The following is a 22922-nucleotide window of genomic DNA, read 5'->3' on the forward strand; positions in this document are numbered from 1 at the left end:
CCGTGCAATCGAAGGGTTGACAGCTGACAGCTCTGGCGGGGTTAATCGGTGGGCAAATTGACCGTACGCTGTTGTTCCCTCCAATAATCATTCTGGAGCTTCAGATGTCTGCGCCACACGATCAGGGCACGCCCACGTTATCCCTCGAAGCACTCACGCAACTGCTTGAAACGATTTTCCTGCGCCACGGCACTTCCAGCGAAGTGGCCCGGGTACTGGCCGCCAATTGCGCCGGCGCCGAGCGCGATGGCGCGCACAGCCACGGTGTATTTCGCATTCCCGGCTATGTCTCGACACTGAGAAGCGGCTGGGTAAATGGCTACGCGGTACCACAGGTAGAAGACGTCGCCTCGGGTTTTGTCCGCGTCGATGCCGGCAATGGTTTTGCGCAACCGGCATTGGCCGCGGCCCGACCGCTGCTGGTGGAAAAAGCCCGTCATGCCGGGATCGCGGTGTTGGCGATCCGTAACTCGCATCACTTCGCTGCGCTATGGCCGGATGTCGAACCGTTCGCTGATGAAGGCCTGGTGGCGCTGAGCGTGGTCAACAGCATGACCTGCGTGGTGCCCCATGGGGCCGACCGGCCGTTGTTCGGCACTAACCCGATCGCCTTCGCCGCGCCAAGGGCCAATGCCGCGCCGATTGTTTTCGACCTCGCCACCAGCGCCATCGCCCATGGCGATGTGCAGATCGCGGCGCGCAAAGGTGAAAAACTTCCGGCCGGGATGGGCGTCGACAGCCTCGGTCAACCGACCCAGGACCCCAAGGCGATTCTCGAGGGCGGGGCGCTGTTGCCGTTTGGTGGCCACAAGGGTTCGGCACTGTCGATGATGGTCGAGTTGCTGGCGGCGGCATTGACCGGCGGCAATTTTTCCTTCGAGTTCGACTGGTCCAACCATCCTGGCGCGAAGACGCCATGGACCGGCCAGCTGTTGATCGTCATCGACCCGAGCAAAGCGGCGGGGCAGAGCTTTGCCCAGCGCAGTGAGGAACTGGTGCGGCAAATGCACGGGGTCGGGCTCAAGCGCTTGCCGGGGGATCGACGGCATTTGCAGCGCAGTCGGTCGATGGCGCAAGGGATTGCGCTGGATGAGCAGACGTTGGGGCAGTTGCGGGAGTTGGCGGGGGAGTGAGTCTTTTGTTGTTCTGACGATTGCAGTGATAAGGTCAAAAGCCCCTCACCCTAGCCCTCTCCCAGAGGGAGAGGGAACTGACCGCGTGGTTTGGGCGAGATACGCCGACTTGGGATACCGAGGTGAATTCAGTAATGGAAAAGCAAAGCGGTGGGCATAAAAAAAGCGAACCCTGAGGTTCGCCTTTTTCCGTGCGCCTGACTCAGCGACGGCCGAGTAGCAGGCCCACCACCAGACCGAAACCGGCGGAGATCGCTACGGTTTGCCATGGATGGCCACCGATGTAATTTTCCGTGGCTTCAACGGCGGGTTTGGTGCGGTCGCGCACGCTGGACACCGAATCCAGTGCCAGCTGCAGCTTCTGGGCGATTTGTGCGCGCAGGGTTTCTGCTTCTTCGCCTACCAGTGAAGCGCTGCTCTTGAGCAGTTTGTCCGATTCTTCGATCAGCGCCTGAAGCTCGCTGAAAGCTTGATCCTTGATTTGCTCTTCGGCAGCTTGCGAGGCGGTTTTACGGGCCATTGGGTGACTCCTTGCAGGTGAATGGACAGTGACCAATGGAGTGTGGCGGCAGGCGAAAAGTTGCATGTCATTCGTGGGCAAGGGAAAAACCTGCAACGGAGATTTGTGTCGAGCGTGTAAGATGTCGCCATTTTACGCAGCAGGATAAATCCCCATGAGTTTCAATCTGGCCGACAAATCCCTCGCAGAGCGCGCAGCGTTGGAAGACGAGAAATCCCGTCTGTTCGAACTCTGGCAGAACAATCTGGGCAAAGCCAAAGGCGAAGCCGCGCGCTTGTTTGGGGAGCGCTCCAAGCGCAAGGGCAAATGGGCCGAGTGGGTTCGCGCCGAGCTGGACAGCATGTCGCCGCCGGAATTCGCCAACATGGTGCGCAGCGAAGTCAATCGCCTGATGGCGGCGAACAAGTAAAGCGCGTCACGCCTGGGTGAACGTTTCGGCAATCGCCTCGCGAACCTTGACCAGCACCGGATCGATCTGTGTGCTGGTGCGCCAGCCCAGTTCCACCGGATAGCGCGGTAAAGCCAGAGGGCAGGGCAGCAATGCCAGTCCGCTCAGCGCCGCGATGCTTTCTGCGGCATGGGCCGGGATGGTCGCCACTGCCTGACTGCCGTTGAGCAGGAAGGGCAGCGCGGCGAAATGCGTGGTCGACGCGCATACCCGGCGACTCAATCCCACAGCCGCCAACCCTTCATCGGTAATGCCGATAAAACCGCCCGACGACACCAGAATGTGCTCGCGCTCAACGAACTCCTGCAATTCGATCTGCTGCTGGCCCGGTGCAAGACTGCCCGGATCAACCAGGCACGCATAGCCGCCTTCCCCCAACACCTGACGACTGAGCAGGCGCTCGGCAAATCCTCCGGCGGTGATCGCCAGGTCAATGCTGCGCTCCATCAACGCACGGGCGACGATCTGGCTGTGGGTCTGGCGGAATATCAGCCGCAGTTTCGGCGCACGACGGGCGATTTCCTTGATCAAGCGGCGGCCGTAGGCAATTTCAAAATCATCTGACAGACCGATCGCCACCGAGCGCCCCTCATACTGATTGGCCGCTGGATCAAGCATGGCCAGACTTTGCCGGCATTTGTTCAGGGCATCGCTGATCACCGGTTTCAACTGATTGGCTTGCAGCGTCGGCGCCAGACCGCGCCCGGTGCGCACGAACAACTGATCGCCATACACCTCGCGCAAGCGACGCAATGCCGCGCTGACCGCCGACTGTGTTACGCCCAAGCGCAGGGCGGCGCGGCTGGCACTGGATTCCTCGTGCAGCGCTTCGAAGACTTTCAGCAGATTGAGGTCGATGTCGGCGATATTCATTTGGCTCATATCATTCAGCAGTGGGCAGGGCTTTATTCATGATCGCGTGACGCCGGAGAATCGGCAACACCTGAACCTGATGGAGTAAAAACAATGGCCAAATCCATAGTGGCGGCGTTGCAGATCGGCGCCTTGCCCGGTGGCAAAGACGAAACCCTTGAACAGATCCTTTCTTGGGAAGACGCAATCCGCGAATCCGGCGCTGCGCTGGTGGTAATGCCGGAAGCCCTGCTCGGTGGTTACCCGAAAGGCGAGGGTTTCGGCACCCAGTTGGGTTATCGACTGCCTGAGGGGCGCGAGGCCTTCGCGCGTTATTTTGCCAACGCCATTGATGTGCCTGGCGCCGAAACCGACGCCCTGGCCGGATTGTCAGCGCGCACCGGGGCAAATCTGGTGATCGGCGTGATCGAGCGCGCCGGCAGCACATTGTATTGCACTGTGCTGTATTTCGATCCGCAGGCCGGGCTGCTCGGCAAACACCGCAAGCTCATGCCCACCGGCACCGAGCGACTGATCTGGGGCAAGGGTGATGGTTCGACGCTGCCGGTGTTCGACACCCAGGTCGGCAAGCTTGGCGCGGTGGTCTGCTGGGAAAACATGATGCCGCTGCTGCGCACGGCGATGTATGCCAAGGGCGTGGAGGTCTGGTGCGCGCCGACCGTGGACGAGCGCGAGATGTGGCAGGTCAGCATGCGCCACATCGCCCATGAAGGCCGCTGCTTCGTGGTCAGCGCCTGTCAGGTACAGGCCTCGCCGAATGCGTTGGGTGTGGAGATTGCCAATTGGCCCGGGGATCGACCTTTGATTGCCGGCGGCAGCGTGATCGTCGGGCCGATGGGCGATGTGCTGGCTGGACCTTTGCGTGGCGAGGCGGGTTTGCTGACGGCGCAGATCGACACCGATGAACTGATCCGCGCGCGGTACGACTACGATGTGGTCGGCCACTATGCGCGGCCGGATGTGTTCGAGTTGACCGTTGATGAGCGCGCGAAGCCGGGGGTGCGGTTCAACTCCTGACCTTGAAACTTGTAGAGAACCTGTGGGAGCGAGCCTGCTCGCGAAGACGTAGGCACCATGAATATCGCAGTTGCCTGAACCACCGCCTTCGCGAGCAGGCTCGCTCCTACAGGGGTTGTGTGTTGTTCTGCCGATGGAGACCGCTGACTACCACGTCGCCGCACTCGCTTTAGGCAGGCTCAACTTGCCGCTGTCGGTAAAGCGCATCGTGCCGAACAACCCGCCCGCCAGTTTGCCGCGCAGCACGTAGGGCAGGTTATCGAGGCTTTGCGTCTGGCTCAGGCCCAAGGTCTGGCGCAGGAACGAGAACGCCGAGACGCTGACCGGTACCGTGACAATGGCTTCAGAGAAACGCGGGATCGAGCCGCTCTGATCGCTCACACCGGACGCCAGCGAATGGCCATTGACCTCCAGATCCAGGGCGATGCCGTTGTAATCGATCGCCGTTTCATTGGGGTTCTGCACGCGCAGCTTGATCGCGAAGCGCACTTCCAGTTCCTGGCTGGGCAACGGTTCGAGGCCGACCACGTTGATGTTCACCGGGTCGCGATTGGGAAACAGTGCGCAGGCACTGAGCGACAACAGCAGAAGCGACAGGATGACGGCGTGGACGCGGCGCATAAAAAACTCTCGACAAAAAAGGGCTGATCCGTCGCCGGTGCAGCCCTTTTTTTTCGAGGCGTGACGTCAGCGGTTCAACTGTGCGACAGCCGCCGCTTGGCCGGGTTCACCTTTGCCGGTGACGTCGGGGTTTTCCATGACCTGCAGGATCGACGCTTCCGGGTCGAAATCATCTTCTTCCAGCTCGATGAATTCTTCCGGCAGGAAGATGTTCAGCACGATAGCGCACAACGCACCGACAGTTATTGGCGATTCGAAGATATTGCGCAGCGCTTGCGGCAGTTCGCGCAGGACTTCCGGCACCGCCGCGATGCCCAGGCCCATGCCCAGGGAGATCGCCACGATCAGCATGTTGCGACGATGCAGGCCGGCCTCGGCGAGGATCTTGATCCCGGCAACGGCGACGGTGCCGAACATCACCAGCTCGGCGCCGCCCAGCACCGGTTTCGGCATCAGTTGCAGCACCGCGCCGATCATCGGGAACAAACCGAGCAACACCAGCAGCCCGGCGATGAAAAACGCCACATAGCGGCTGGCCACGCCAGTCAGCTGGATCACGCCATTGTTCTGCGCGAACGTGACCATCGGCATGCTGTTGAACACTGCCGCCATGGCCGAGTTGAGGCCATCGGCGAGCAGGCCGGATTTGATGCGACGGATGTACAGCGGGCCTTTCACCGGTTGCCGCGAGATCATCGAGTTGGCGGTCAGGTCACCGGCAGCTTCCAGCGGCGACACGAGGAAAATCACCGCCACCGGCACGAACGCCACCCAGTCGAAATTGAAGCCGTACTTGAACGGCACCGGCACGCTGAACAGCGGCCCCTCGGGCATCGAAGCGAAATCCACCGTGCCCATCAGCCATGCCACTAAGTAGCCGAGGGTCAGGCCGATGACAATCGCGCCCAGGCGCAGAAACGGCACGTCGACTCGGTTCAACACTACGATGGTGCCGATCACCAGTGCCGCGAGAAACACATGGCTGGCCGCGCCAAGATCTGGCGCACCGAAGCCGCCGGCGATGTCGGTCATCGCCACTTTGATCAGCGACAGGCCCATCAGCGTGATGATCGTGCCGGTCACCACCGGCGTGATCAGCATGCGCAGTTTGCCGATGAACTGGCTGAGCACCACTTCGATGAACGCGGCGAAGAAGCACACGCCGAAGATCGTCGAAAGGATTTCGTCAGTGCCACCGCCACGCGCCTTCACCATGAAACCGGCGCTGAGGATCACACTGATGAAGGAGAAACTGGTGCCTTGCAGGCAGAGCAGACCGGAACCCACCGGGCCGAATCGCCTGGCCTGGACAAAGGTGCCGAGGCCGGAGACGAACAGCGCCATGCTGATCAGGTAGGGGATTTCACTGTGCAGACCGAGGGCGCCGCCCATGATCAGGGTCGGGGTGATGATGCCGACGAAACTCGCCAGCACGTGTTGCAGCGCGGCGAACACCGTGGCGGTCAGGTGCGGACGGTCGTTGAGGCCGTAGATCAGGTCGTTGTTGCGCGGGGTTTTGTCAGAGGCGGTCATGGTGATGTGCGCGCCGCAAGGCGGGGCCGGGTCAGAAAATGGGTGCGCAGAATGCCGGAAGAGGGCGGCGAGGGCAACGAGCAATAACTGCCTGAAAGGTCAGGTTTTACTGCCTATGTGGGAGCGAGCCTGCTCGCGAAAGCGGTGGCTCAGTCTGCATCTTGGTCACTGACGAGCCGCCTTCGCGAGCAGGCTCGCTCCCACAATGATCGTCCACGCCCGTTAATCAGCAATGGCCAATCCCCCGTGGCATACTCCCGCGCATGACTTTCGACTCCCCCCTCAGTGCCTGGCAATACGCAGTCGACCACAAGGGTTTCATCCAGGATGAAGCCCAGGAACACGCGGTCTGGGCCTTGCAAAAATGCCATGAAGCCTTGCACGCCGGTGCCCGTTCGGTCGGCGGCGTGTACCTGTGGGGGCCGGTCGGGCGCGGCAAGACCTGGTTGATGGATCAGTTCCATCAGAGCCTGCGGGTGCCGGCGCGGCGGCAACACTTTCATCACTTCATGGGCTGGGTGCATCAGCGTTCGTTCCAACTCAGTGGCATCGCCGATCCGTTGCGCGCCTTGGCCAAAGAGCTGGCCGGCGAAGTGCGCGTGCTGTGCTTCGATGAACTGTTCGTCAATGACATCGGCGACGCGATCATTCTCGGCCGGCTGTTTCAGGTGATGTTCGAGGAAGGTGTGGTGATCGTTTGCACGTCCAACCTGCCGCCGGATGATCTGTACGCGGACGGCTTCAACCGCGACCGTTTCACGCCGGCGATTGCGGCGATCAAGGCGCACATGACCATGGTCGCGGTGAATGGCGCCGAGGATCATCGCTTGCATCCGGGGGCGATCGAGCAGCGTTATTTTGTTCGCGCGGATGATTTACCGAGCGCACTGGAGGCCGTGTTCAAGTCGCTGGCTGCAGATGAGGTTGTCAGCGAAGAACCCGTCGCCGTGGGCCATCGAACACTCGACGTCGTTCAAGCCAGCGAATCCGTGCTGTGGTGCCGCTACAGCGATTTGTGCGAACAACCTTTCGCCGCCATGGACTTCATCGCCCTGTGTGATCGCTACCGGGCTATTCTGTTGAGCGAAGTACCGAACCTCAGCGCACAGAAGCGCGAGGGACGCATTGCGCGCGGTACCGAAGACGGCGCTGAGCGCGTGGTCGCTGGCGACCGGGAATTGCCGCAGTTATCGGTGCACGACGACGGCGTGCGCCGTTTTATCGCGCTGGTCGACGAATGCTACGACCGCAAGGTGCCGCTGTACGTCGAGTCGGCTGTACCGATGGAGGCCTTGTACACCGAGGGCTATCTGGAATTCCCGTTCCGCCGCACCCTCAGCCGTTTGCAGGAGATGCAATTGCAGCGCTTCGCTGAAGCCTGAAAGAAGAGGGCGCCGACATGAGTCAACCGCTGTCCCATCATTTGCTGACCATGGCCTACCAGAATGCCTGGGCCAACCATCGCCTGGCCAAGGCCTGGACCCGGCTCGACGCCACTGAATTGGCCGCGCCACGGGTGAGCTTCTTCCCCGGCATCCGCCTCACGCTTAATCACATTCTCACCTGCGACTGGTTCTACGTCGACGCGCTGGAGCGCGAATTGCGCGGGGACGAGCCGCACCCGGATTGCTACGTTTTCTTCAATGCAGACGAGCCGTTTACCGATGCCGCAACGCTGCGTGCAGAACAGGCCCGCGTCGATCGCCGGCTGATCGCCTATTGCGAACAATTGCGCGATGCCGATCTGGCGAGAATCGTCACTATCGCTCGCGACGAACCGCAACATGACAGCCGCCTGCGCATGCTCTCGCACCTGTTCGAACACCAGATCCATCATCGCGGCCAGGTGCACGCGATGCTCAGCGGCACGACGGTAAAGCCACCGCAACTGGATGAATTTTTCTGTATCGGCGAAAGCGCATTGCGCGCCGAAGACTTCGCCGAACTGGGCTGGACTGAAGAGCTCATCTGGGGCCGCTGACCGCAAAAGATCGCAGCCTCGTTGCACTCGTCAACTCCTACACATATCGGACCGTAGGAGCTGACGAGTGCAACGAGGCTGCGATCTTTTGATCTTCAGCTTTTCAAGTTGCCCTCTCCGGCGCACCCAAGCTAATGTCCCCCCTAGGCCTTCCAGCTAGCACCTTGCGCGCCGGGGCTCTTTGCTTAATCGGGGATGGAAATGGATTCCGCAGAAATACTCGTACTTCAGGCCAGCTACAGCAACCCGGTGCACGCCGAAGCCATCGGCATTGTGCTCAACCACTACGCCGAAGATCCCATGGGCGGCGGTCACCCGATCGCGCCTGAACTGCTGCAACGCCTGCCCGAAGAACTCGCCCGCCGCCCGCATGCCTTCAGCGTGCTGGCCTTCGTCGGCGGCGAACCGGCCGGACTGGTCAACTGTTTCGAAGGCTTCTCGACATTCGCCTGTAAACCACTGGTCAACGTCCACGACGTCGCCGTGGTCGGCAAATTTCGCGGCCTGGGGCTCAGTCAGAAAATGCTGCAGAAAGTTGAAGAAATCGGCCGCCAGCGTGGCTGCTGCAAGATCACCCTCGAAGTGCTGGAAGGCAATGCGGTGGCGCAGGGTTCGTATCGCAAATTCGGCTTTGCACCGGGGATGTTCAATCCGGATCACGGGCGGATGCTGTTCTGGATAAAGGACTTGCAGGCCTGAAGGCTCCTCACCGCAAATCACCAACATAAAAAAAGGCGCCCCAATGAGGGCGCCTAACTGTCATCTCCCGGGCCAGAGCGGAGCCACGGAAGGTTCATCGGTTGCTCGGTAAAGCTCAGTCGCGATAAGACTCGGTCACCTGCGCCGTCTGGTCAGCAGGGACGCGAATTTCTTTCGCACTGGCGTCGGCCTTTTGCTCGCTTTGCGCGTGCTGGACCGGGAAATTTTCGTAGTAATAACGCATCCGTTCGGCACCGCCTTCAGCGAAGGCGCTGGTGGAGCCGAGGGCGAGCAAGGTTGTGAGGATGATAGTGGTGATTTTCATGGTGCCTCCTACTGAACAAGTGGGAGTCGGTTCGTCCGTGAAGCAGACCGCGGAAGAGAGTCTGCGTCGCCGCCATTAACAATGGGTTAACGCTCGTTCGGCGCAAATATTGCGGGGTATTACAGAAACAACGCGGTCGATAGGCACAAAAAAGGGCCTTCTCGGCCCTTTGTAGTTTTACTTCTGCGCTACTTCCGCAGGATCGGGATGCTTGGGTTTCATCAAACTGAAGTCAATCAACGCCCGCCGCGGTGCCTGATACGGATCGCCAATCAGCAGCTTGCGCGGTACGAAGTTGTCGCTGACCAGGCTTCTACTGCGATCCAGTTCATCGGAGCTCAACCCGGCCAAGTCCGCCCAGGTATGAATGAGCTGCGAGCTGCTGTACGGGCGGCTGAGGTCGCCGGCGAAGTTCCAGTCGTGGTTTTCCTTCCACTTCGGCGAGGCCCAGGCCATGAACGGGATGGTGTACATCGGCGCGGTCGGCTTGTTTTCGTTGCGCCCCAGCGTGCCGTGGCCGGCGGAGTCGAAGACATCCTCACCGTGGTCGGAAAGGTACAGCAGGAAGCCATTCGGGTCGGTTTTGGCGTAGTCCTTGATCAGGCTCGAGACCACGAAGTCGTTGTATAGCACGGCATTGTCATAGCTGTTGTAAGTCGGTACCTGATCGTCCCGCACGCCAGCCGGAACGCCTTGGCGATCCTTGAACTTGTCGAACGTCGGCGGATAACGGTACTGATAGCTCATGTGCGTGCCGAGCAGATGCACGACGATCAGCTTGCGTGGCGCCGCATCGGCCAGCGCCTTGTTGAACGGCTCGATGACGTCGCCATCGTACTGGGCCGAGTTCTGGTTGCGGTTGTTGTTCAGGTACACCTGCTCGTCAGCCTGTTCGGAGAAGGTCGTGAGCATGGTGTTGCGCTTGGTCATGGTCTGCTGGTTGGTGATCCAGAACGTCTTGTAACCGGCCTGTTTCATCACGCTCACCAGCGATGGCGTCGACAGGTACAGATCCGGGTTCTGCTCATCGGCGAAGGTCAGCACTTGCTGCAGCGCTTCGATGGTGTAAGGGCGCGGGGTGATGACGTTGTCGAAAACCGCCAGTTGATCCTTGAGCTTGTCCAGTTCCGGCGTGGTATTGCGCGGGTATCCGTAAAGACTCATGCGCTGGCGGTTGGTCGACTCGCCAATCACCAGCACCAAAGTCGCCGGTTGCCCGGCCGAGGCGTCCTTGAGGTTTTTCAGCGGCGCGATCTTGCTGGCACTGTCGAGCATGCCTTGCATGTCCCCCAGCGTTTCCAGATAACGGTGATACGCCACGGCCATCTGCCACGGCACGGCAGGCTCGATGCGGGTTTCGAATTTCTCGAAGCCTTCAGCGAAATTGCCCATGCGCATGGTTTGCTTGACCAGCGGGTAGCCGACCACGGCGATGACAATCGCCGTCGCCGCTACCAGCGCGCGACCACGCGGCATGTACACAGGACGCAGGCGCGTCCACAGAAACCAGGCAAACGCGGTATGGGCGAGGAACGCCGGGATCATCCACCAGGCGAAATACTGGGTCATGTACTCGCCGGCTTCCGACACGTTCGACTCGAACATGATGAAGATGACGCTCTGCGAGAATTCCTGCTGATAAATGAAAAAGTAGCCGAGGCTGGCCATCGAGCAGGCCCACAGCACCACACCGATGATCGCCGCGAGCAGGCGAGTCTGTTTGGGGAACAGCAGCATCGGCGCCAGCCACAGCGCGCTCATCACGAATGCCTGACGAAATCCGGTGAAGCCGGACGTGCCAGTCAGCTGGATCAGCAGTTGGGTAATACCCGAGAAATACCAGAAGAAGACGAACAGCCAGATGAATCCGGCCCAGTCGAAACCGGTCGCAGTCGTTTTGCTGCGTTTGAACAATGCCATTCAGCGCTCCAGCTCAATCATCAGACCCACGCCGGAAACGCTTCCATGACACCGACGAACAGAGGCCGTACGCGCAGGCACGGCCAGAATGGGGCGGAGTATCCCCAAGGGCTTGTGAAAGATTTGTTAAGCGCCGCGTTTGATGAGTATCAGGCGGTCAGAGGTGCAACATGTCGGGAACGACGCGGGTCGTTCCCGAAGCAGGCGGGGATCAGGCGTGGGGCGCGCGCTGCACAACCGGACGCGGTTGCGGCTGCGAGCCTTGGGTCAATGCGCGCAATTGCGCCAACTCGTGCTTCAACTGATCGCGCTCGTCTTTCAACTGGCGCAATTCATCGCGACGGATCGTAACGTAGAGGGTTTGTGGCGGCATTGCTGTGTGTACTGTGCCCATTGCTCACCTCGCAAATGGCGTGCATCAACTGTAAGTCACTCCTCGTTTTGAGGCGCTTGACTTACTATCGGCGCCAATTTTGATTTCTTTTGCCCTGGAAGGGAACTTTTTTATTTTTCATGGTCGGTGTGTCTTCGGCAGGATTCGGGGCGTTATCACTCTGGATCGGGCACAATGCCCGGAAACTTCATCGCAACGCTCTGGACTAACCTCCATCAGTCGCGTTGGGCTATAACCAATGACACACATTTATTTGTAGTAAGGAGCATCAGCACATGCAACTCGGGATTATTGGACTGGGCCGCATGGGCGGCAATATTGCGCGACGTCTGATGCTCAACGGGCACATCACCGTTGTTTACGACCGCAATACCGCTTTCATCGATAACCTGGTCGCCGAGGGCTCCACTGGCGTCGCCGACTTGCCAGCGCTGGTCGCCGGCCTCGACAAGCCGCGCGCGGTCTGGGTCATGCTGCCGGCGGGCGCACCGACCGAAGACACCATCAACACCCTGAGCGAACTGCTCGAACCCGGCGATACGATCATCGACGGCGGCAACACCAACTACAAGGACGACATTCGTCGCGCCAAGACGCTGAACGAGAAGGGCCTGCACTACATCGACGTCGGCACCTCCGGCGGCGTCTGGGGCCTGGAACGCGGCTATTGCATGATGATCGGTGGCGACGCCGAAACCGTGCAGCGTCTCGATCCGCTGTTCGCCGCACTGGCGCCGGGCATGGGCGACATTCCGCGCACCAAGGATCGCAAGTCCGATGACCACCGCGCCGAGCATGGCTACATCCACGCCGGTCCCGCAGGCGCCGGGCACTTCGTGAAGATGATCCACAACGGCATCGAGTACGGCATGATGGCCGCGTTCGCCGAGGGCTTCGACATCCTCAAGACCAAATCCAGCGAACGCCTGCCGGAAGATCAGCGTTTTGATCTCAACGTGGCGGACATCGCGGAAGTCTGGCGTCGTGGCAGCGTGGTTTCGTCGTGGCTGCTCGACCTGACTGCCGATGCGCTGGCCAGCGATCCGAAGCTCGACGGGTTCTCCGGCTCGGTCGCCGACAGTGGCGAAGGCCAATGGACCATCGAAGCGGCCATGGAGCAAGCGGTGCCGGTACCGGTGCTGTCCAACTCGCTGTTCTCCCGTTACCGCTCGCGCGGGCAGGGCACCTTCGGTGACAAGATCCTGTCGGCACAACGCTTCGGCTTCGGCGGCCACGTGGAGATTGCCAAGAAATGACCCGTACGATCCGCAGAAAATCCAAGGCAGAACCCGCACCACCGACCACTTTGTTTTTGTTCGGTGCCCACGGCGACCTGGTCAAGCGCTTGCTGATGCCGGCGCTGTACAACCTCAGTCGCGACGGCCTGCTCGACGAGAATCTGCGGATCGTCGGCGTTGATCACAACGCCATTACCGATGAAGCCTTTGCGCAGAAGCTCGAAGACTTCATCCGTACCGAAGTGGCGGCGAAGGTCGGCAAGGGCGATCAGATGCTTGATCCGGCCTTGTGGGCCAAGCTCGCCAAAGGCATCAGCTACGTCCAGGGCGACTTCCTCGACGACAGCACTTATTCCGCCCTGGCGGCGAAAATCGCCGACAGCGGCACTGGCAATGCGGTGTTCTACCTGGCCACCGCGCCGCGTTTCTTCAGTGAAGTGGTGCGCCGCCTCGGCAGCGCCGGTTTGCTCGAAGAGACTCCAGAAGCATTCAGAAGGGTGGTGATCGAGAAGCCGTTCGGCTCCGATCTGCACACCGCCGAAGCCTTGAACGCTTGCCTGCTCAAGGTCATGAGCGAAAAGCAGATCTACCGGATCGACCACTATCTGGGCAAGGAAACCGTACAGAACATTCTGGTCAGCCGATTCTCCAATAGCCTGTTCGAAGCGTTCTGGAACAACCATTACATCGACCACGTGCAGATCACCGCGGCAGAAACCGTCGGTGTCGAAACCCGTGGCAGTTTTTACGAACACACCGGCGCGCTGCGTGACATGGTGCCCAATCACCTGTTCCAGCTGCTGGCCATGGTCGCCATGGAACCGCCGGCCGCTTTTGGCGCTGACGCGGTACGTGGCGAGAAGGCCAAGGTGGTCGGGGCGATTCGTCCCTGGTCGACGGAAGAAGCCCGGGCCAACTCGGTGCGTGGCCAGTACAGCGCCGGCGAGCGCGATGGCCAACCGTTGAAGGGTTATCGCGAAGAAGCCAACGTGTCGCCCGACAGCCCCACGGAAACCTATGTGGCGCTGAAGGTGATGATCGATAACTGGCGCTGGGTCGGCGTGCCGTTCTATCTGCGCACCGGCAAGCGCATGAGCGTGCGCGACACCGAGATCGTCATCTGCTTCAAACCGGCGCCGTACGCACAGTTCCGCGACACCGAAGTCGACGAGTTGCAGCCGACTTATCTGCGTATCCAGATCCAGCCAAACGAAGGCATGTGGTTCGACCTGCTGGCCAAGCGCCCGGGGCCTGCGCTGAACATGGCCAATATCGAGCTGGGTTTTGCGTACAAGGATTTCTTCGAGATGCAGCCTTCCACCGGCTACGAAACCTTGATCTACGACTGCCTGACCGGCGACCAGACCCTGTTCCAGCGTGCCGACAACATTGAGAACGGTTGGCGAGCGGTGCAGCCTTTCCTTGATGCCTGGCAGCAGGATGCCAGCGTCGAAACGTATGCGGCCGGCGAAGATGGCCCGCAAGCTGCCGAAGATCTCCTGACTCGTGATGGTCGCGTCTGGCACAGCCTGGGATGAGTGATTTGTCGAAACAACCGATACGTTTTCTGCTCAGCGATATGGACGGCACGCTGTTATTGCCGGATCACACACTGAATCAACGCACCATTAACGCCGTTCGTTCGTTGCGCGAGGCCGGCGTGCTGTTCAGCCTCGCCAGCGGCCGCCCGCCGAAAGCCATGTTGCAGCAGATCGAGGCGCTGGGCGTTGATCTGCCGACAGCGGCCTTCAATGGCGGGACCATCGTCAAACCGGACGGCACACTGTTGGCTGCGCATTATTTGCCAGCGACGACCGCGCTGATTGCTCTGGCGCAGTTTGCCGATCAACCGGAGGTGGAAATCTGGGTGTTCAGCGGCGGTGACTGGCTGCTCAAGGACCCGCACGGGCCGATGGTCCCACGTGAACAGAGCGGCCTCGGCTATCCGCCGGTGGTGGTCGAGAGTTTCGAACCGTATCTGGAGCGTATCGACAAGATCGTTGCCACCAGCAACAACACTGAGTTGCTGATTGAGCTGGAGGCGCAGCTGTTGCCGAAGGTCAACGGCATGGCGCAAGTGTCGCGCTCGCAGCCGGTGTATCTGGACGTCACTGCGCTTGAGGCCAACAAAGGCACCGCGCTGACAACAATTGCCGAATACCTCGGCGTGCCACTGGAACAGACCGCCGTCATCGGCGATGGTGGCAACGACCCGGCAATGTTCAAATGCGCCGGCCTGTCGATTGCCATGGGCCAGGCGGAAGAAGCGGTCAAGCGCCAGGCTGACGTCGTTACCGCATCGAACACCGAAGACGGCGTGGCACAGGCGATCGAAAAGTACATCCTCCCGCGCTGACCCGACACAAAACCCAATGTGGGAGCGAGCCTGCTCGCGAAAGCGCTGTGTCATCCAACAGATTCGTTGCCTGACACGGCCTCTTCGCGAGCAGGCTCGCTCCCACAGGTTTTCGCGGCGTTTACAAAACCCCGGTAGCCCACGAAACCCAATGTGGGAGCGAGCCTGCTCGCGATGAAGGCGGCACATTCAACACCTTCTTTGCCTGACCGAACGCATTCGCGAGCAGGCTCGCTCCCACAGGGTTATTCAGTGTGGCTTAGAGCCAATAGCTCACCGCATACCAGCCCAGGAGACCCATCACCACGGTATACGGCACTGCCATCCACACCATGCGCCCGTACGACAAACGTACCAGCGGCGCGATCGCCGAGGTCAGCAGGAACAGAAACGCCGCCTGACCATTCGGTGTCGCCACACTCGGCAGATTGGTGCCGGTGTTGATCGCAATCGCCAACGTTTCGAAGTGCTCGCGAGTCATGTGCCCGGCCAGAAAAGCCTGTTTCACCTCGGTGATGTAAATGGTCGCGACAAACACGTTGTCGCTGATCGCCGAGAGCAGGCCGTTGGCGATAAACAACATGCCCGGCTGTTGATCCATCGGCAACGCCAAGACCCACTCGATGAGTGGGACGAACAGATGCTGATCGTGAATGACCGCCACCACGGCAAAAAACACCACCAGCAGCGCGGTAAACGGCATGGCGTCCTTGAACGCGCTGCCCAGGCGATGCTCGTCGGTGATGCCGGTAAACGCAGTGATCAACACAATCACCATCAAACCGATCAGGCCGACTTCAGCCAGGTGAAACGCCAGGCAACCAATCAGAATCAGCGCCGCCGCGCCTTGCACCAGCAGCGCTGCCGTCTGACGAGGCGTGCGTTTGGCGTTGTCCTCGGCAGCGTAGTTGGCCAACACAGCGCGGACGTTGTCCGGCAGCAGCGTGCCGTATCCGAACCAGCGCAGCTTCTCCAGCAGCACGCAAGTAACCAGACCCGCCACCAGTACCGGCAGCGACACCGGGGCAACTTTCTGGAAGAACTCGCCGAAATGCCAGCCCATCTCATGGCCGATCAACAGGTTCTGCGGCTCACCGACCAAGGTGCAGACGCCACCGAGCGCTGTGCCGACCGCACCGTGCATCAGCAGGCTGCGCAGGAAAGCGCGGAATTGATTGAGGTCTTCGTGGTGCAGGGTCGGCAGATGCTGATCGTCACTGAATTCGCTGTCCTGACGGGGATCGTTGCCCGACGCCACCCGGTGATAAACCGAATAAAAACCCACCGCCGCACTGATGATTACCGCCGTCACCGTCAGCGCATCCAGGAACGCAGAAAGAAACGCCGAGAGAAAGCAGAACATCAACGCCAGCGCTGCTTTCGAACGTACGCCCAACAACAGCCGCGAAAACAGGAACAGCAGCAGATCTTTCATGAAGTAGATTCCGGCAACCATGAACATCAGCAGCAGGATCACCGGGAAGTTGTGCAGCAACTCATCGTAAAGCGCTTGCGGCGTGGTCATCTTCAGCAGCAGCGCTTCGATCAACAACAAACCGCCCGGCATTAACGGATAACACTTGAGCGCCATGGCCAGGGTGAAGATGAATTCGATCACCAGCAGCCAGCCTGCGGCGACAGGTCCCGCGGTAAATAGCACCAAGGCATTGAGGATCAGAAAACCGACGATGGTCGCCTTGTACCAGCGTGGCGATTGCCCGAGGAAGTTGTGCGCGAACGCTTGGGCGATTGAACCGGACATCGGCTGCTCCTTTTATTTAGAAGCGCGAAAGTTGCCGGATGTGTCGAGTAAGATCAAGTAGTGGTCGCGCCTTACGATCCCGAAAAAGCTCGGGATCCGTTCATCGATACAACAGCGGGCCGTCGAGGCATGTCTCGGCGGCACACTATTCTGCGCAAGGGAATATCCGAGCCGATCATCCAGCTCGTGTAATCACCAGCAGGGGGAAGTTGATTTGAGTTCCTTTTCCGCTCAGATCCGCAGCAAGCTCAATTGACCACTACGATCCGCATGTCGGATATTTGATTATTAATCCCCCAAGCGGTGAACCGCTGGGGACCCGCTTGAAGGCCTTCCACCTTAGCTCTCCATTCCCCGGATGGGGCAACTTCAAGATTCTGCACACGCCTACCATTGTGCAGCAGTCCGACGGAGGTCTCGGGCTGACTGAAACCGACAATTATCAAGCTGCTATAGGAGGTACTGCCGCCTTCGTGGATTTCCCGGTTGCCAGAATCACTGATGGAGTCGATATAGGTGTAGTCCTCCGGCACTATTTCGATTTGCCAATAAGGGGGTAATGCGCTCTCGGCGCCTCGAACATAATACAGGTGCGCCCCCAGTTCCTGATTCTCCAACGACACCTTGAACTCGCCATTGGCCATCGACACGTGAGCTTGAAGGTAGGTGTTTTTGTCAGCAATTCCAAGAGCCTGATCATCAGCCGTCGAGCCAGTAAGCGTGAACGTCCTGCTCTTGGTGCGGCCACCGTCCTTGATGGACCGGCCACGGTCATCAACCACTTTCAGGATCTTTGGAGCGCTGTCTGATTTTCCATTCGCAGAAAAGATCTCGGTCTGCGAGTCGGTAGGTCTCAATTTATCAGTCATTTTGAATTCCTTTTTCAGGTAGTACACGCAGCCATCTGCGCGCCCTGTCATCTGATCCCTGATCAAAGGAGACGTCTACTGTCAGAAATTACAGGTACAGCTATCTATCCGACAGACGGTAAGTCCGGGTGCAGGTGTCGACTTATTGATTCAAATAACGCGCAACCACTGCCCGATAGTTTCCATCCAACGAGTAACCACCAACGACAATGCCTCCGTCAGCCTGCACGGCCAACGAATTGGCTGTATCAAGACTTCGTCTCAAGCGCGTGCGCAACCAACCGTGGCCGTGGCCGAATTCTGGGTCGAGGCTGCCATTGAGTTGAAACCGTGCAACCATGAAGTCGGCTTCAATCCCGCCAATAGTTGCCCCCACGGCGATGATTCGACCGTCACTCATTAGCTGGGCGGCGTTCCATTGGCAGCCGCTGGGACCGATGTCCAAGACGTGTGGCTGGCCATGGTGACTGTGCAAGTCGGGCCGGCCATTGGCGTGCAGGACAAACGTCAGGCAGCGGATTGGATCGCGGCTGCTGCCGAAGCAGTAGAGCCTGTCGGCGGACTCGATGATCTGGCTGACCTGAGCGCTTTTGCCATGGGCCTTGAAGGACATGAAGCCGTCTACGGCAAAACGTTCGTCCAGCCTGCCATCGGGTTGATACACCGCCAACAGGCCTTGTTGAGGAAAGTCGATGCAACCCGCCACCACGATGCGGCCGTCCTTTTTCAACAAGAGAGTGCTCAGCCAGGTATTGAGCAGCAGATGGCGCACCACGACGAATCCGCGCCCGTTGAACGATTCGTCCAGGCTGCCATCGGGGCGAAGGCGGATCAGCATGCCGGCGTGATCGGCGAGGCTGAAATGATGATTGGCGATCAGCAGAATGCGGCCGTCGTCCTGCAGCGCAAAGTCGCAGGCTTCGACACCCGGCACGCCCGGCGGTAACCAGTTGTCGCGGGTGCCCATGGACAGCTCGCCGGGCAGGCGCACGATCTGGAAGCCGTCATCACCGAAGGTTCGGTCTGGCTGGCCGTTGGCATCGAACATGGCGAGGGCGGGCAGGGTGCGATGGGTATTTTCATAATGCAGGCCGGCCAACAGGATTCTTCCGTCGGGCAGCACCTGGACCTTGCCGGCCTTGGCTTCGAAACCGTTAACGAAGCTGCTGATCACGCTGCCCTGATCACCAAAGGACAGATCGGCCGAGCCATCCGCCAACAGCCGCGCCAGGCCAAATCGGCTACCTTTTGGCGTGCCAACTTTGGCCGCGACCAGAATCCGCCCCTGTGCATCGAGCGCTACATGCTGAGTCTGGCTCGATAGACTGCCGGCAAAGTACACCTGCGCAACACCGCCAATGGCGAATGCCGAGTCGAGCGAACCGGGGTTGTTCCATGCAGTAGGCAGCGCAAAAGCGTTCAGGGTGGACATGCCCGCATCTCCTTGCGAGTTGAGCAAAACCGGGGACCCGGTCGGCTAACTGCACGAGCGAAACATTCAATCCCTGAACCGCGAGAAGTACAACTGGATGAACTAACAGAACGACGGTCGCACTGTGCCAGAACAGTGTCTTGTTGAACCAGTCGCAAGCATGCCAAGCATTCCCGTAAAACTGGCCTGACAAGTTACGGTTTACCAATATGAAAAGGGCGGATGACTTTGCGTCATCCGCCCTTGTTCGATTATCAGTGTGGCATCGACCACGATTGCAACTTGTGGCCGTCTTCGCTGAGCTCAGCGCGGGCCTGTTGCAGCAGTTGTTCGAGTTGCGCCGGGTCAGAGTAGGCGCTGCTCGGGATCTGTTTGCGACCGATGTGGGAATTGGTGCGGTCGACGACCGTCAGGCTCAGTTCGCCATTGCCGTCTTGTGGCGCCCAGGCCACGCATTGAAAAGGCTTGAACGCGTGGTTGGCAATCAAAAGTGCTTCGTTGATACGCAGCGGGGCAGTCATGGGGTCTTCTCTCTATTGGCGCCCAATCAGATGATGTGCCGTCGGTTGGGCTTACCGTGCGGCGGGTTACTTGTACTGATGCACGCAACCGGGGGGCGGGTCACACTTGAAACAAAGAAATTTCATGTTCTTTACATAACGTAAGTTCGTTTCGTTAATCCTGCACATGTCCGAACACCGCGCTGAATTCACCCCTCATCGGAACGCCGCCCGCCCAGCCCTCTCCCCGAGGGAGAGGGAGCCGACTTGTGGGCTTTTCAAACTTGGATTCGGCTCGATAATTCAGGTCGGTGTAACTCGAACAAACACCATGGCCAGTTCCCTCTCCCTGGGGAGAGGGCTAGGGTGAGGGGCCACTCTCTGACACCACGCAAATAGTCGATAGCTAACTAACAACCAGTTTTCTTATAACTCTTTCATCAACCTTCATATAAGCAATCGATACAAGCCCCCGTCAAAATCTTGCTAGTGTTACAACCGGGTCTGCCAAATGACTGTTTTTACAATCATTTATAAAATTTGGCGCCAAGGAGCAGTCATGAGCGAAGCGCCCGCGTCGAGACGTTTACTGGTGGTCGATCCCTGCGACGACTGCCATCGCCTGTTGCCCGGATTGCGCGCCGTGGGTTGGGATGTCGACAGTTGTAATCTTGAAAACGCCGCCTCCCGCGCCTGTGACGTCGGCCTGCTGCGCTTGCAGCCTTACCACCTGGAACGTCCAGAAGCGGTCAAGGAGCTGATCAGCCGCAGCGGCACCGAATGGATTGCCGTGCTCAATCAGGAAGTCCTGCGCTTACAGAACGTCGGCGACTTCGTCTGTGAATGGTTCTTCGATTTCCACACCTTGCCCTTCGACGTCTCCCGCGTACAGGTCACCCTCGGCCGCGCCTTCGGCATGGCGCGCTTGCGCGGGCAGGGCACGATTCATGTCGATCAGCCGGAGCACGAACTGCTCGGCGACAGCAAACCGATCCGCGAACTGCGCAAACTGCTGAGCAAACTCGCACCGACCGAATCGCCGGTATTGATTCGCGGTGAAAGCGGCACCGGCAAAGAACTGGTCGCCCGCACTTTGCACCGGCAATCGCAGCGGCACAGCAAACCGTTTGTGGCGATCAACTGCGGGGCGATACCCGAGCATCTGATTCAGTCGGAATTGTTTGGCCACGAGAAAGGCGCTTTCACCGGCGCGCATCAGCGCAAGGTCGGGCGCATAGAAGCGGCCAATGGCGGCACGTTGTTTCTCGATGAAATCGGCGACTTGCCGTTGGAGTTACAGGCCAATCTGCTGCGATTTCTTCAGGAAAAGCACATTGAGCGGGTAGGGGGCAGCCAGCCGATCCCGGTGGACGTTCGCGTTCTGGCGGCGACCCACGTTGACCTGGAAGCGGCGATCGAGAAAAAGCGCTTTCGCGAAGACCTCTATTACCGGTTAAACGTCCTGCAAGTCGTGACCGCGCCGTTGCGTGAACGCCATGGCGACTTATCGATGCTGGCCAACCATTTTTCGCACTTCTATAGCCATGAAACCGGCCGCCGGCCTCGTAGCTTCAGTGAAGATGCGTTGATTGCCATGGGCAAGCATGACTGGCCGGGCAATGTGCGGGAACTGGCTAACCGGGTAAGGCGTGGGTTGGTGTTGGCGGAGGGGCGGCAGATTGAGGCCCGGGATCTGGGGCTGATCAGTCAGCATTCGATTGCCACGCCGATGGGGACCTTGGAGGATTACAAGACCCGCGCGGAACGGCAGGCGTTGTGTGATGTGTTGAATCGGCACAGTGATAATTTGAGTGTGGCCGCGAAAGTCCTTGGGGTTTCGCGGCCTACTTTTTATCGGTTGTTGCATAAGCATCAGATTCGTTAATTAGCTGAAGATCAAAGGATCGCAGCCTTCGGCAGCGCCTACACGGAACAATGTAGGCACTGCCGAAAGCTGCGATCTTTTGCTTTTTCCTAGAAGTAATACGGGAATTTCAGGCTGAACGAAAAGTCCGGCGCATCATCGGTCATGCCGATCGACAAGTTCGGCACGATCGTCAGGTTGTCGGTTGCCGCAATCGTCATGCCGACGTTGAAGTAACCGGCGTTCGCATCACTGGAAACCACCGATTCCCAATCGCCGCCGTCCTGTTTCAGCTTGCTCTTGCGTTGCACCAGGTCGGAGACCGAGAACGACATACTCATCTTCTCGTTGAGCGCAAAGGCGATACCGGCGCCGATCTGGAAGCTGTCGCCAATCTTCACCTTGCCCGGGGTTTTCTGGTTGACCGTGGAGCTGATGTCGTCGAACGACTCCTCGAGGTTGTGGGTGTAGGAGAGGCTGCCGAACAGCACGGCCGGGTCGAACGTCTTGACCAGCGAGATCCCCGGGGTGATCGACCAGACGCCGTTGCCGGTGGGCAGGGTGTCGGGGACGAACAGGTTGGAGTTGGCGTCGGTCTGGCGCAGCTTGATGCCGAACGGGTCTTTGCCGGTCGGCGCCTTGACGCGCAAGGTGACGACGGCGTCCGGGGTGTTGACCGACTCGTCGAGGAATTTGTAGGCGATACCGAAGTTGACGTCGCCGATGGTTGGATCCTTGGTCACGGTTTCTTCGGTGGTCACACCTGCAGCGCCCTGATTGCCGCCGCCGGACTGATACGTCGACTCGCGATAGACCACCGGCACGTTCAGGTCGAACTGCCAGCGATTGTCGAAGTTGTAGCGGCCGGTGAGGTCCAGGGTCCAGGTGTCGGCCTTGATCCGGTCGAGGTTGATGTTGCCGAGGAAGATCGAATCCAGCGCAAGGAACCCGTTCAGGATCAACTGACGGGTGTCGTAGCGCGAATAGGTCAGGCCGGTTTCGACGCTGAACTTGCCGCCGCCAAAGAATCCACTGGCTTCGTCATACAGGTTGGAAACGCTCTGTGCCGGTTGTGAATCATCGGCCAGTGATTGACCGTAGGACGCGCCACTGCCCCCGGCGGCGCCTCCCGATGCAGCGGCCGCACCGGTGCCTGTGGCGGCTCCGGCGGCGACGCGATTGCCTTTCATGTCGGATGGCGATTTGGCCAACCGTTTTGGCGGTGGGGCGGCGGGTGTTTCTTCTACCTGGCGGACCCGTTGTTCAAGTACCGCCAGCGCTTGTTGTTGTTGTTCGTATCGTTGTCTCAGTTCCAGAAGTTCCCGTTTCAGGGCTTCTACATCGGCGTCGGGTGCTGCTTGCAGCATTGCCGCCGGGAGAAGGGTACTCAAACACACTGCAGCACGCAGTGATACTGATCGATACATGAATAAGCCG

22 protein-coding genes are annotated in these 22922 nt (G+C 59.5%); 10 read left to right on the top strand and 12 right to left on the bottom strand.

Annotation, left to right across the window (positions count from 1 at the left end):
- The first annotated feature begins 104 nt into the window (after window positions 1-104).
- Window positions 105-1133 (top strand): Ldh family oxidoreductase, encoded by a 1029-nt coding sequence (locus OC605_RS19605; protein WP_262138924.1) that lies wholly within the window; start codon window positions 105-107, stop codon window positions 1131-1133.
- 202 nt (window positions 1134-1335) lie between these two features.
- Here the strand turns inward: OC605_RS19605 and OC605_RS19610 are convergent, their stop codons facing one another.
- Complete coding sequence (locus OC605_RS19610; RefSeq protein ID WP_016774661.1) at window positions 1336-1653, bottom strand: YqjD family protein; 318 nt, start codon at window positions 1651-1653, stop codon at window positions 1336-1338.
- A gap of 154 nt (window positions 1654-1807) precedes the next feature.
- On the opposite strand from OC605_RS19610, the gene OC605_RS19615 reads away from it, so the two are divergent.
- Entirely contained in the window at window positions 1808-2062 is a 255-nt protein-coding gene (locus OC605_RS19615) for a hypothetical protein (protein ID WP_186566750.1), read from the top strand.
- Window positions 2063-2068: 6 nt separating this feature from the next.
- Here the strand turns inward: OC605_RS19615 and OC605_RS19620 are convergent, their stop codons facing one another.
- Window positions 2069-2983 carry a LysR family transcriptional regulator gene (locus OC605_RS19620; RefSeq protein ID WP_262138927.1) on the bottom strand — a complete coding sequence of 305 codons (915 nt, stop codon included), beginning with the start codon at window positions 2981-2983 and terminating at the stop codon, window positions 2069-2071.
- 84 nt (window positions 2984-3067) lie between these two features.
- On the opposite strand from OC605_RS19620, the gene OC605_RS19625 reads away from it, so the two are divergent.
- Complete coding sequence (locus tag OC605_RS19625; protein WP_262138929.1) at window positions 3068-3991, top strand: carbon-nitrogen hydrolase family protein; 924 nt, start codon at window positions 3068-3070, stop codon at window positions 3989-3991.
- A gap of 147 nt (window positions 3992-4138) precedes the next feature.
- Here OC605_RS19625 and OC605_RS19630 read toward each other — a convergent pair whose 3' ends face one another.
- Window positions 4139-4612, bottom strand: coding sequence for an LEA type 2 family protein (locus OC605_RS19630; RefSeq protein ID WP_073474543.1), 474 nt, complete (start codon window positions 4610-4612; stop codon window positions 4139-4141).
- Between the two features lie 66 nt (window positions 4613-4678).
- Window positions 4679-6145, bottom strand: a complete 1467-nt coding sequence (locus OC605_RS19635) for a nucleobase:cation symporter-2 family protein (protein ID WP_262138932.1) — start codon at window positions 6143-6145, stop codon at window positions 4679-4681.
- Window positions 6146-6408: 263 nt separating this feature from the next.
- Here OC605_RS19635 and zapE point away from each other — a divergent pair, with 263 nt between their 5' ends.
- The 3 genes from zapE (at window position 6409) to OC605_RS19650 (ending at window position 8825) form a co-directional block, all read left to right on the top strand.
- Window positions 6409-7527 carry a cell division protein ZapE gene (gene zapE / locus OC605_RS19640; protein WP_262138934.1) on the top strand — a complete coding sequence of 373 codons (1119 nt, stop codon included), beginning with the start codon at window positions 6409-6411 and terminating at the stop codon, window positions 7525-7527.
- Window positions 7528-7544: 17 nt separating this feature from the next.
- On the top strand, window positions 7545-8126 hold the full coding sequence (locus OC605_RS19645) for a DinB family protein (protein WP_262138935.1): 582 nt from the start codon (window positions 7545-7547) through the stop codon (window positions 8124-8126).
- 201 nt (window positions 8127-8327) lie between these two features.
- The gene (locus OC605_RS19650) at window positions 8328-8825 is read left to right on the top strand and encodes a GNAT family N-acetyltransferase (protein ID WP_262138936.1); all 498 of its coding nucleotides are present in this window, start codon (window positions 8328-8330) and stop codon (window positions 8823-8825) included.
- A 115-nt stretch (window positions 8826-8940) separates the two neighbouring features.
- On the opposite strand, the gene OC605_RS19655 is transcribed toward OC605_RS19650, so the two are convergent.
- The 3 genes from OC605_RS19655 to OC605_RS19665 all read right to left on the bottom strand — a co-directional run bounded on the left by OC605_RS19655 (window position 8941) and on the right by OC605_RS19665 (window position 11464).
- On the bottom strand, window positions 8941-9150 hold the full coding sequence (locus OC605_RS19655; protein WP_262138937.1) for a hypothetical protein: 210 nt from the start codon (window positions 9148-9150) through the stop codon (window positions 8941-8943).
- Between the two features lie 177 nt (window positions 9151-9327).
- Window positions 9328-11070 (bottom strand): phosphoethanolamine transferase CptA, encoded by a 1743-nt coding sequence (locus OC605_RS19660; protein WP_262138939.1) that lies wholly within the window; start codon window positions 11068-11070, stop codon window positions 9328-9330.
- Window positions 11071-11281: 211 nt separating this feature from the next.
- Window positions 11282-11464: a DUF6026 family protein gene (locus OC605_RS19665; RefSeq protein ID WP_016774671.1), complete on the bottom strand. Its 183-nt coding sequence runs from the start codon at window positions 11462-11464 to the stop codon at window positions 11282-11284.
- A 275-nt stretch (window positions 11465-11739) separates the two neighbouring features.
- Here OC605_RS19665 and gnd point away from each other — a divergent pair, with 275 nt between their 5' ends.
- From gnd to OC605_RS19680, 3 genes are read left to right on the top strand one after another with little or no spacing between them, the layout of a single operon-like run.
- Window positions 11740-12720 carry a phosphogluconate dehydrogenase (NAD(+)-dependent, decarboxylating) gene (gnd, locus tag OC605_RS19670; protein WP_262138942.1) on the top strand — a complete coding sequence of 327 codons (981 nt, stop codon included), beginning with the start codon at window positions 11740-11742 and terminating at the stop codon, window positions 12718-12720.
- Window positions 12717-14240, top strand: coding sequence for a glucose-6-phosphate dehydrogenase (zwf, locus tag OC605_RS19675; protein WP_262138974.1), 1524 nt, complete (start codon window positions 12717-12719; stop codon window positions 14238-14240). The genes gnd and zwf overlap by 4 nt, the downstream gene beginning before the upstream one ends.
- Entirely contained in the window at window positions 14237-15058 is an 822-nt protein-coding gene (locus OC605_RS19680; RefSeq protein WP_262138976.1) for an HAD family hydrolase, read from the top strand. The genes zwf and OC605_RS19680 overlap by 4 nt, the downstream gene beginning before the upstream one ends.
- A 259-nt stretch (window positions 15059-15317) precedes the next feature.
- Here OC605_RS19680 and nhaB read toward each other — a convergent pair whose 3' ends face one another.
- The 4 genes from nhaB to OC605_RS19700 all read right to left on the bottom strand — a co-directional run bounded on the left by nhaB (window position 15318) and on the right by OC605_RS19700 (window position 19642).
- The gene (gene nhaB, locus OC605_RS19685) at window positions 15318-16820 is read right to left on the bottom strand and encodes a sodium/proton antiporter NhaB (protein ID WP_262138978.1); all 1503 of its coding nucleotides are present in this window, start codon (window positions 16818-16820) and stop codon (window positions 15318-15320) included.
- Between the two features lie 248 nt (window positions 16821-17068).
- The gene (locus tag OC605_RS19690) at window positions 17069-17689 is read right to left on the bottom strand and encodes a hypothetical protein (protein WP_186566724.1); all 621 of its coding nucleotides are present in this window, start codon (window positions 17687-17689) and stop codon (window positions 17069-17071) included.
- A gap of 142 nt (window positions 17690-17831) precedes the next feature.
- Entirely contained in the window at window positions 17832-19121 is a 1290-nt protein-coding gene (locus tag OC605_RS19695) for a hypothetical protein (protein ID WP_262138980.1), read from the bottom strand.
- Window positions 19122-19375: 254 nt separating this feature from the next.
- A complete protein-coding gene (locus tag OC605_RS19700) occupies window positions 19376-19642 on the bottom strand; it encodes a hypothetical protein (protein ID WP_016774677.1) in 267 nt (88 codons plus the stop codon).
- Window positions 19643-20180: 538 nt separating this feature from the next.
- Here OC605_RS19700 and OC605_RS19705 point away from each other — a divergent pair.
- Window positions 20181-21506: a sigma-54 dependent transcriptional regulator gene (locus tag OC605_RS19705; protein ID WP_262138983.1), complete on the top strand. Its 1326-nt coding sequence runs from the start codon at window positions 20181-20183 to the stop codon at window positions 21504-21506.
- Between the two features lie 89 nt (window positions 21507-21595).
- Here the strand turns inward: OC605_RS19705 and OC605_RS19710 are convergent, their stop codons facing one another.
- Complete coding sequence (locus OC605_RS19710; RefSeq protein ID WP_133337853.1) at window positions 21596-22912, bottom strand: hypothetical protein; 1317 nt, start codon at window positions 22910-22912, stop codon at window positions 21596-21598.
- Window positions 22913-22922: the final 10 nt, after the last annotated feature.

The organism is Pseudomonas sp. Marseille-Q5117, from assembly GCF_946901175.1.
Lineage (GTDB): Bacteria > Pseudomonadota > Gammaproteobacteria > Pseudomonadales > Pseudomonadaceae > Aquipseudomonas > Aquipseudomonas iranensis.

Coding starts and splice junctions, on each gene's coding strand:
- OC605_RS19605 (WP_262138924.1), top strand. CDS start 105: ATGTCTGCGCCACACGATCAGGGCACGCCCACGTTATCCCTCGAAGCA.
- OC605_RS19610 (WP_016774661.1), bottom strand. CDS start 1,653: ATGGCCCGTAAAACCGCCTCGCAAGCTGCCGAAGAGCAAATCAAGGAT.
- OC605_RS19615 (WP_186566750.1), top strand. CDS start 1,808: ATGAGTTTCAATCTGGCCGACAAATCCCTCGCAGAGCGCGCAGCGTTG.
- OC605_RS19620 (WP_262138927.1), bottom strand. CDS start 2,983: ATGAGCCAAATGAATATCGCCGACATCGACCTCAATCTGCTGAAAGTC.
- OC605_RS19625 (WP_262138929.1), top strand. CDS start 3,068: ATGGCCAAATCCATAGTGGCGGCGTTGCAGATCGGCGCCTTGCCCGGT.
- OC605_RS19630 (WP_073474543.1), bottom strand. CDS start 4,612: ATGCGCCGCGTCCACGCCGTCATCCTGTCGCTTCTGCTGTTGTCGCTC.
- OC605_RS19635 (WP_262138932.1), bottom strand. CDS start 6,145: ATGACCGCCTCTGACAAAACCCCGCGCAACAACGACCTGATCTACGGC.
- zapE (WP_262138934.1), top strand. CDS start 6,409: ATGACTTTCGACTCCCCCCTCAGTGCCTGGCAATACGCAGTCGACCAC.
- OC605_RS19645 (WP_262138935.1), top strand. CDS start 7,545: ATGAGTCAACCGCTGTCCCATCATTTGCTGACCATGGCCTACCAGAAT.
- OC605_RS19650 (WP_262138936.1), top strand. CDS start 8,328: ATGGATTCCGCAGAAATACTCGTACTTCAGGCCAGCTACAGCAACCCG.
- OC605_RS19655 (WP_262138937.1), bottom strand. CDS start 9,150: ATGAAAATCACCACTATCATCCTCACAACCTTGCTCGCCCTCGGCTCC.
- OC605_RS19660 (WP_262138939.1), bottom strand. CDS start 11,070: ATGGCATTGTTCAAACGCAGCAAAACGACTGCGACCGGTTTCGACTGG.
- OC605_RS19665 (WP_016774671.1), bottom strand. CDS start 11,464: ATGGGCACAGTACACACAGCAATGCCGCCACAAACCCTCTACGTTACG.
- gnd (WP_262138942.1), top strand. CDS start 11,740: ATGCAACTCGGGATTATTGGACTGGGCCGCATGGGCGGCAATATTGCG.
- zwf (WP_262138974.1), top strand. CDS start 12,717: ATGACCCGTACGATCCGCAGAAAATCCAAGGCAGAACCCGCACCACCG.
- OC605_RS19680 (WP_262138976.1), top strand. CDS start 14,237: ATGAGTGATTTGTCGAAACAACCGATACGTTTTCTGCTCAGCGATATG.
- nhaB (WP_262138978.1), bottom strand. CDS start 16,820: ATGTCCGGTTCAATCGCCCAAGCGTTCGCGCACAACTTCCTCGGGCAA.
- OC605_RS19690 (WP_186566724.1), bottom strand. CDS start 17,689: ATGACTGATAAATTGAGACCTACCGACTCGCAGACCGAGATCTTTTCT.
- OC605_RS19695 (WP_262138980.1), bottom strand. CDS start 19,121: ATGTCCACCCTGAACGCTTTTGCGCTGCCTACTGCATGGAACAACCCC.
- OC605_RS19700 (WP_016774677.1), bottom strand. CDS start 19,642: ATGACTGCCCCGCTGCGTATCAACGAAGCACTTTTGATTGCCAACCAC.
- OC605_RS19705 (WP_262138983.1), top strand. CDS start 20,181: ATGAGCGAAGCGCCCGCGTCGAGACGTTTACTGGTGGTCGATCCCTGC.
- OC605_RS19710 (WP_133337853.1), bottom strand. CDS start 22,912: ATGTATCGATCAGTATCACTGCGTGCTGCAGTGTGTTTGAGTACCCTT.